7 protein-coding genes are annotated in these 6486 nt (G+C 65.7%); 6 read left to right on the top strand and 1 reads right to left on the bottom strand.

Translation table 11 applies throughout. The features are described 5' to 3' along the window. Positions 1-561: tripartite tricarboxylate transporter permease (locus AC1D3B_RS33385; protein ID WP_478194962.1), on the top strand; the 561-nt coding region annotated here is incomplete at its 5' end. A gap of 75 nt (positions 562-636) precedes the next feature. Here the strand turns inward: AC1D3B_RS33385 and AC1D3B_RS33380 are convergent. Further along, positions 637-1545, bottom strand: a complete 909-nt coding sequence (locus AC1D3B_RS33380; RefSeq protein ID WP_478194961.1) for a LysR family transcriptional regulator — start codon at positions 1543-1545, stop codon at positions 637-639. A gap of 94 nt (positions 1546-1639) precedes the next feature. Between AC1D3B_RS33380 and AC1D3B_RS33375 the strand changes: the two genes are divergently transcribed. From AC1D3B_RS33375 to AC1D3B_RS33355, 5 genes are read left to right on the top strand one after another with little or no spacing between them, the layout of a single operon-like run. Further along, complete coding sequence (locus AC1D3B_RS33375) at positions 1640-2617, top strand: Bug family tripartite tricarboxylate transporter substrate binding protein (protein WP_478194960.1); 978 nt, start codon at positions 1640-1642, stop codon at positions 2615-2617. 2 nt (positions 2618-2619) lie between these two features. Next, positions 2620-4233 carry a gamma-glutamyltransferase family protein gene (locus AC1D3B_RS33370; protein ID WP_478194959.1) on the top strand — a complete coding sequence of 538 codons (1614 nt, stop codon included), beginning with the start codon at positions 2620-2622 and terminating at the stop codon, positions 4231-4233. Positions 4234-4241: 8 nt separating this feature from the next. Beyond that, entirely contained in the window at positions 4242-5162 is a 921-nt protein-coding gene (locus AC1D3B_RS33365) for a DMT family transporter (RefSeq protein ID WP_478194958.1), read from the top strand. Positions 5163-5179: 17 nt separating this feature from the next. Further along, entirely contained in the window at positions 5180-5980 is an 801-nt protein-coding gene (locus tag AC1D3B_RS33360) for an SDR family oxidoreductase (protein ID WP_478194957.1), read from the top strand. A gap of 10 nt (positions 5981-5990) precedes the next feature. Then, a complete protein-coding gene (locus tag AC1D3B_RS33355) occupies positions 5991-6485 on the top strand; it encodes a GNAT family N-acetyltransferase (RefSeq protein ID WP_478194956.1) in 495 nt (164 codons plus the stop codon). Position 6486 lies beyond the last annotated feature (1 nt).

The raw sequence follows: 6486 nt of genomic DNA, 5'->3' as shown, positions 1-6486 counted from the left end.
CCGCTGCTGACGCTGGGCATTCCGCCCAACGCCGTGATGGCGCTGATGGTGGGTGCGATGACCATCCACAACATCCAGCCCGGCCCGCAGGTGATGACCAGCAACCCCGAACTCTTCTGGGGCCTGATCGCCTCGATGTGGATCGGCAACGCGATGCTCATCATCCTGAACCTGCCGCTGATCGGCATGTGGATCAAGCTGCTGTCGGTGCCCTACAAGTACCTCTTCCCGGCCATCGTGCTGTTCTGTGCGATCGGCGTGTACTCGACCAACAACAACACCTTCGACATCTGGATGGTGGCGATCTTCGGTTTCATCGGCTACAGCTTCTTCAAGCTCGGCTGCGAACCGGCGCCATTGCTGCTGGGCTTCATCCTGGGGCCGATGATGGAAGAGAACCTGCGCCGCGCGCTGCTGCTGTCGCGTGGCGACTGGATCGTCTTCGTCACCCGTCCGATCTCGGCCGGCCTGCTCGCCGCGGCACTGCTGCTACTGGTGATCGTGCTGCTGCCGGCGGTGAAGTCCAAACGCGAGGAAGCCTTCCACGAGGAAGAAGCCTGATCGCGGGCCTATAGCTTTCCTCATCAGCGGCACCTTCGGGTGCCGTTTCTTATTGGGGAAGGCAGTGGGGGCGAGTCAACCCCTCATATGCTGGCGCGCCATCGCCAGGAAGGCCATGGCCGCCGGGCTGAGTGGATGCTTGGCCAAGCGCACGGCGACGACCGGGTATTCGAGCGTGGGGCGCGTCACGGCCACCGCGCGCAGATTTGCTGGCATGAGCACCTCTACGTAGCGCGGCAGCAGGGCGACTCCCGCACCCGACTGGATCAGTCCGAAGGCCGTCGACAGCATCGACACGTGGTGCACCACCCGCGGATACACATTGGCCACGCTCGACAACTGACGGCTGACGGAACGCCATACGTTGGCGTCCGGATTGACGTGGATGAAGGGCAGCGCGTCCAGGTGCCTGGCATCGATCACCACCCGCCGCGCCAGCGGATGGTCGTCGCGCACGAAGAGGCTCATGCGCTCGCTGAACAGCGGCTCGGTCGCGAGTTCCGAATGCTTCTGCCCGATGTCCGAGCCGAAGCCCAGGTCGGCCTCCTGCGAGAGGATCCGCGAGATCATCTGTTCCGCCGTGCTATCGAGCAGTTCAGTCGCCAGCGAGGGATGGTGCTGCGAGAAGCGGCTCAGCAAGGGCGGCAGCAGCGCACCGGCAGTGAGGTGGCCCACCGCCAGCACCACGCGGCCCTCGCGAAGCTGCGACTGCGAACGGCAGGCATCGACGGATTCATCGATCAGCCGGAGCGCACGCACCGCGGTGTCCACCATCATCTCGCCCGCATTGGTCATTCGGATGCGGCGCCCGCGCACGACAAGCGGCTGGCCGAGATCGTGCTCCATGCGCTTGATGAGGTGGCTGATCGCAGGCTGCGTGAGCTGCAGGGTCTCCGCCGCCAGGGTGAAACTGCCCGATTCGGCGACCGCTGCCAGGGCACGGAGCTGCTGCAGCGAGATCTCTTCCGTGCCGCTCTTTGGCATAAGAAATGCTCATAGTTGGATAAGCTGGATTATCTGGCTTGATGCGCCGCTGCTGCATAGCATTCGAATTCCTCCACGGGGACAATCCAGCTCCATGAATCGAATCCAGTTTCTTCAAGCCATCGCCGCCACGCTGTGCATGGCTGCGACCTCCGCAACCCTGGCGCAGGGCGGCGCCTATCCGACCAAGCCGATCCGGCTCATCGTGCCGTTTCCGGCCGGCGGCGCGACGGACCTGTTCGCGCGCACCCTGTCCCAGAAGATGGGCGAGAAGCTCGGCACCACGCTGGTCATCGACAACAAGCCCGGCGCCGGCGGCGCGATCGGCTCCGACATGGCGGCCAAGGCACCGCCTGACGGCTACACGCTGCTGTTGGCCACGACCAGCACCCACTCGATCGGTCCCGCGATCACCGCCAAGCTGCCTTACGACACGGTCCGCGACTTCACGCCGATCGCCCACGTCGGCGATGCGCCTAGCATCATGCTCGTGCCCAACAGCTCGCCCGCCAAGACAGTGCGTGAGTGGATCGAGTACGCGAAGAAGAACCCGGGCAAGCTCAACTATGCGTCGAGCGGCAACGGCACGATCGTCCAACTCACGGCGGAGCTCTTCAAGTCGCAGGCCGACATCTTCGTCACGCACATCCCGTACAAGGGCACGGCGCTCGCGATTCCGGACCTGATCAGCGGCAAGGTCGACGTGCTGTTCGACTCGCTGCCCACCGGCATGCCGCACGTGCGCGACGGCCGCCTGCGTGCGTTGGGCGTGACGACGCTCAAGCGCAGCCCGCTGGCGCCCGAATTGCCGCCCATCGCCGATACGCTGCCGGGCTTCGAATCCAACACCTGGTTCGGGCTGTATGGTCCGAAGGGCCTTCCGGCGGACATGGTGACGCGCATCAACATGGCCGCCAACCAGGCGCTGGCCGATCCGGAAGTGATGGACAAGCTGGCACGACTGGGAATCTTGCCGACGACAAGTACGCCTGCGCAACTCGCAAGCATGGTGGCCGAGGATGCCGCCAAGTGGAAAAAGATCATCACCGAACGAAAAATCACGGGTGACTGAACATGAAATTTGACTACGCGAACCCCTATACCTCGACCCGCATTCCGGTCTTTGCGCGCAACGTCGTTTCGACTTCGCACCCGCAAGCTGCGCAGGCTGGTCTGCGCATCCTCTACCAGGGCGGCAATGCCGTCGACGCCGCGATCGCCACTGCGGCCGCGATGACCGTGTTGGAGCCCGTCAGCAACGGCTTGGGAAGTGATGCCTTCTGCATCCTGTGGGATGGGGAGAAGCTGCACGGCCTGAATGGATCGGGCTGCGCGCCGGAGGCCTGGTCGCCGGAGTACTTCCGCCGCAAGTACGGCGACGACGCCCGCACGCCGCCGCAGCGCGGCATCGATTCGGTCACGGTGCCCGGCGCCGTCGGAACCTGGGTCGCGTTGTCCGAGCATTTCGGCAAACTCCCCTTCGAGGACCTCATGGCCCCGGCCATCGAGATCGCCGAGCGCGGCTACCTGATGCCGCCGGTGGTGCAGCAGAAGTGGGCCGCCGCCACGCCCATCCTGCAATCGCAGCCGGGCTTCGCGCAGAGCTTCCTTCCGTGGGGCCGTGCACCCGAGGTCGGTGAACTCTTCCGCTTCCAGGCCGCGGCGCGCGCGCTGAAGGCCATTGCCGCGACCAAGGGCGACGCGTTCTACAGCGGCGAGGTCGCCGAGGCGCTCGAGAAGTTCTCCAACGCCAACGGCGGCAGCCTCAAGGTGCGCGACCTCGCCAACTGGCGGCCCGAATGGGTCGAGCCCATCGCGCAGAACTACCGGGATCACACGCTGCACGAGATCCCGCCCAACGGCCAGGGCATCGCCGCGCTGATCGCGCTGGGCATCCTTGAGCACTTCGACATCGGCTCCATTCCGGTCGATTCGGTCGCTTCGCAGCATCTGCAGATCGAGGCCATGAAGCTCGCGTTCGCCGACACCTACCGCTATGTGTCGGACCCATCGTCGATGGAGGTGACGCCCTTGCAAATGCTCGATGGGGCGTACCTCGCCTCGCGTGCCAAACTCATCGATGTGAAAAAGGCGCAGGACTTCAAGGCGGGCAACCCGGTCAAGGGCGGCACCATCTATCTCACCGCCGCCGACGAGAGCGGCATGATGGTGAGCTTCATTCAGAGCAACTACATGGGCTTCGGCTCGGGTTGCGTGGAGCCCGACTTCGGCATCAGCCTGCAGAACCGCGGCCACGGCTTCAGCCTCGACGCAAAGAGCCCGAACGTGGTCGAGGCGCGCAAGCGCCCCTTCCACACCATCATCCCGGCCTTCCTCACGAGGGACGGCAAGCCGGTGATGAGCTTCGGCGTGATGGGCGGCAACATGCAGCCGCAGGGCCACATGCAGACGCTGGTGCGCATGCTCGACTACAAGCAGAACCCGCAGGCGGCGTGCGACGCGCCGCGCTGGCGCTTCAACTCCGGCCTCGAGATCAACGTCGAGGCGGCCATGGATCCGAAAACGGTCCAAGGGCTGACCGAGCTCGGCCACAAGGTCGATGTCATCAACGACTCCTACCAGGACTTCGGCGCGGGCCAGTTCATCTGGCGCGCGGGCGATCCGGCAGTCGAAGGCTATGTGGCGGCAAGCGATGCGCGCCGCGACGGCCTCGCTGCCGGGTTCTGATCCCCTGGATGCAGTTGCAGGCCACGTCGGAGCACTCCGCTCACAAGAGTCTCGCGCCGGGCCTCGTCCTTGCCACGCTGGGCGCCATCGCGTTCAGCGGCAAGGCGATCATCGTCAAGCTGGCCTACCGGCATGGCGTGGACGCGGTCACGCTCATCATGCTGCGCATGCTGTTCGCGCTGCCGCTGTTCGCGGGCATGGCCTGGTGGGCCGGGCGCGGGAAGCCGGCGCTCACGCGGCGCGACTGGATCGGCGTCTTCGGGCTGGGGTTCTCGGGCTACTACCTGTCGAGCTTTCTCGACTTCGCCGGGCTGGCCTACATCACGGCCGGCCTGGAGCGGCTCATCCTGTATCTCAACCCGACGCTGGTGCTGCTGTTCGGCTGGATCGTCTACCGGCGGCGGATCACGCGCTGGCAATTCATCGGCATGAGCATCAGCTACGCCGGCGTGCTGCTGGTGTTCGGCCATGAAGTGCAACTGGGCCAGAGCGCATCCGCCGTCTGGGGCACCTTCCTGGTCTTCCTGAGCGCGGTGAGCTATGCCGTTTATCTGCTCGCCAGCGGCGAGTTCGTCAAGCGGCTCGGATCGCTGCGACTGGTGGGGCTGGCGACCAGCGTGGCCTGCGTACTTTGCATCGTGCAGTTCCTGCTGGTGCGACCGATGAGCAGCGCCTTCGACGTGGCGCCGCAGGTCATCTGGCTGTCGGTCCTCAATGCCACGCTGTGCACTGCGCTGCCCGTCCTTGCCGTGATGATGGCGATTGAACGCATTGGCCCCGCGATGGCGGCGCAAACGGGTATGGTCGGGCCGATGTCGACCATCCTGATGGGTGTGGTGATCCTCGGCGAACCCTTCACCGCGTGGATCGCGGCCGGGACGGCGCTGGTCATCACCGGCATCTTCGTATTCACACGCATGGGGCGCTGAGGCCCTGGGGAACAAGCATGGATCTGGGAATTTCGGGCAAGACGGCCCTGGTATGCGGCGCGAGCAAGGGCCTGGGCTACGGCTGTGCGGAAGCGCTGGTGCGCGAGGGCGTGAACGTGGTGGTCGTCGCGCGCGGCGCCGAGGCCCTGGAAGCCGCGGCGAAGACGCTGCAGGCTGCCGCGGCCGGTGCGGGTGCTGCCAGGCCTTTCGTGAAGCACGTGGCGGCCGACATCACGACCCCTGAAGGGCGCGCCGCCGCCTTCGCGTTGCACAAGGACTTCGACATCGTCGTCACCAACGCGGGCGGACCGCCCCCCGGTGATTTCCGCGAGTGGGACCGCGAGGCGTGGATCAAGGCGCTCGACGCCAACATGCTGACGCCGATCGAGCTGATCAAGGCCACGGTCGACGGCATGGCCGCCCGTGGCTTCGGCCGTATCGTGAACATCACGTCGAGCTCGGTCAAGGCGCCGATCGACATCCTGGGCCTGAGCAATGGCGCGCGCAGCGGGTTGACCGGCTTCGTCGCCGGCGTGGCCCGTTCGGGCATCGCGGGCAAGGGCGTGACGATCAACAACCTGCTGCCCGGCGCCTTCGACACCGACCGGCTCAAGGGCACGCTGGCGGGCGCGGCGAAGAAGTCGGGGCAGGACATCGATGCAATCCGCGCCGTGCGCCAGAAGAGCATTCCCGCAGGCCGCTTCGGCACGCCGGCCGAGTTCGGCGCCATCTGCGCCTTCCTCTGTAGCGTGCATGCCGCCTACCTGACGGGGCAGAACGTGCTCGCCGATGGCGGGGCCTACCCGGGGACCTACTGAAACCGGTCCGGTGCTGATTCGAGAGGCGACTCCCGCCGATTTCCCTCGCATCCTCGAACTCAACGAAGCTTGGGTGCACTTCCTGGCGCCGCTCACGCGGGACCGGCTGGTGCATCTGCATGCAGAGGCCGCGTACCGCCGCGTCGTGGAATGCGATGGCGCGGTCGCTGCCTTCCTGCTGGCATTCGCGGAGGGTGCGGACTACGACAGCCCCAACTACCGCTGGTTTGCGGCGAACTGCGAGCGCTTTGTCTACATCGACCGGGTCGTGGTTGCGGCGGAAAACCGGGGCAGGGGCATCGGGGAGTTGCTCTACAAGGATCTGTTCGACTTCGCGGCGAAGATCGGTGCCGTGCAGGTGACCTGCGAATTCGATGTCGATCCGCCCAACGATGCTTCACGCCGCTTTCACGAGCGCTTCGGATTCCGGGAGATCGGCGCCCAGCGCGTCGGCGCCAGCGAAAAGCTGGTGTCCTTGCAGGCCGTGGCGCTTTCGGGCTCCTGAG

The sequence above is a fragment of the Variovorax sp. P5_A3 genome, from assembly GCF_056400665.1.
Note: the sequence above shows the minus strand (reverse complement) of the source record. Positions and strands in the feature narration are given on the sequence as shown.

Coding starts and splice junctions, on each gene's coding strand:
- AC1D3B_RS33380 (WP_478194961.1), bottom strand. CDS start 1,545: ATGCCAAAGAGCGGCACGGAAGAGATCTCGCTGCAGCAGCTCCGTGCC.
- AC1D3B_RS33370 (WP_478194959.1), top strand. CDS start 2,620: ATGAAATTTGACTACGCGAACCCCTATACCTCGACCCGCATTCCGGTC.
- AC1D3B_RS33375 (WP_478194960.1), top strand. CDS start 1,640: ATGAATCGAATCCAGTTTCTTCAAGCCATCGCCGCCACGCTGTGCATG.
- AC1D3B_RS33365 (WP_478194958.1), top strand. CDS start 4,242: ATGCAGTTGCAGGCCACGTCGGAGCACTCCGCTCACAAGAGTCTCGCG.
- AC1D3B_RS33360 (WP_478194957.1), top strand. CDS start 5,180: ATGGATCTGGGAATTTCGGGCAAGACGGCCCTGGTATGCGGCGCGAGC.